At 40.2% G+C, this 1,329-nt stretch carries 1 rRNA gene; it reads left to right on the forward strand.

Annotation, left to right across the window (positions count from 1 at the left end):
- Positions 1–4 precede the first annotated feature (4 nt).
- Positions 5–121, forward strand: a 5S ribosomal RNA gene (gene rrf / locus JWH17_RS23170).
- Positions 122–1,329 lie beyond the last annotated feature (1,208 nt).

Here is a 1,329-nt window from a genome sequence, read left to right on the forward strand (position 1 = left end):
ATTTTTCGGTGACCATAGCGAAGAGGCTCCACCCGTTCCCATTCCGAACACGGTAGTTAAGCTCTTCAGCGCCGATGGTACTGCATGGGTGACTATGTGGGAGAGTAGGTCGTCGCCGTCTCTTTTTAAAATCCCCAATACACTCATCGTGTATTGGGGATTTTTTTTTGCCTGCAGATTCAAGTAAACATATAATATCGCGGTACTCCTAAAGACAGTATTCCACTCCCTGCATCTTTTACCTTAGCTTTTGGTTTGTTTCTGGATTTATTACCCTCGATAAACCAAGATGTTTTGCATAAAAAAGTATGGCCATACAGCAAGTGAACACAAACGGTGTTCGTCTTCGATGGCCTTGCCGGCTATAGTTACTGCAAAGAAGGAATTTCCTCTACGGATAATATACTCTGATTAGAGCGTAGGGTGGATACGCTACGCTTATCCACCCTACTAGGCTGCCCAGTTATATGGTTGTGGCATGAGTAAAGGGTTAGATTCATGCTGTGGTGGTTTATAAATTAAATGTTGTCGATGATCTACTGCCTCTGGAAAACGGTTACCAAAAATCAACAAAGGTGGTTTTGTAGGTATTGCATGGATAGTTCAAATTTAATGACAGTATCTAACAATATTACTGCACTATTCATGAACCTTTTTTTTAGCGGACGAAATGGCTGTGTATTCCAGTGAAAATGTCTATGAAAGTGAAAAAATCAGGTATCCTTTCCAGTAAATTGCATGAAAAGATTACGGAAAAGAAAGTCTAATTCATAAAAAAATAGCTAATAGACGAAGGCCAAAAATAAATTTCAGAGAATGTGTTTGACCTGAAAATAGCAAATACTAAAAGTTTTACTTACTGTGTGCAGAGAAGGTGGAAGAGACTATTTCCGATACTTCNTTTGGCAAGGTACCCGATAATGTAGCAAGTTTCAGGTAGTTATAGGCCAACTGTTTTTGTATTCCTCAATGATGGTCTCTAAGGTTTGCATGTGTATTGAGAAAAAAGCAACTGATCGCAAAAATAGTTATTGACGACCGATTGATGATCGAGTAGTTTCCCGCCCCGTGCCTGACGAAACATGGACGGCACAGCTTGAAGTGGATTGTTAGTTGTTTAATAATTCCAACCTGTTGGCTGCTGAAAACAAATTTTAACCAGCCGGAAAAAAGAGGTTGACTTCAAGAGCGCGGTAAGGTAATTTGCCGCTCCGTTGCTTGACGAATACAATCGCCAGGCAGCATGCTGAAGGTCGTTGGCAGTGATCAACGATCACACCTTTTTAGTTGTTGAAAGTTACTTTCAATAACAGTAAAAAAAAGGTTGAC

It is taken from the genome of Desulfogranum marinum (assembly GCF_016918565.1).
GTDB classification, from domain to species: Bacteria; Desulfobacterota; Desulfobulbia; order Desulfobulbales; family Desulfobulbaceae; genus Desulfogranum; species Desulfogranum marinum.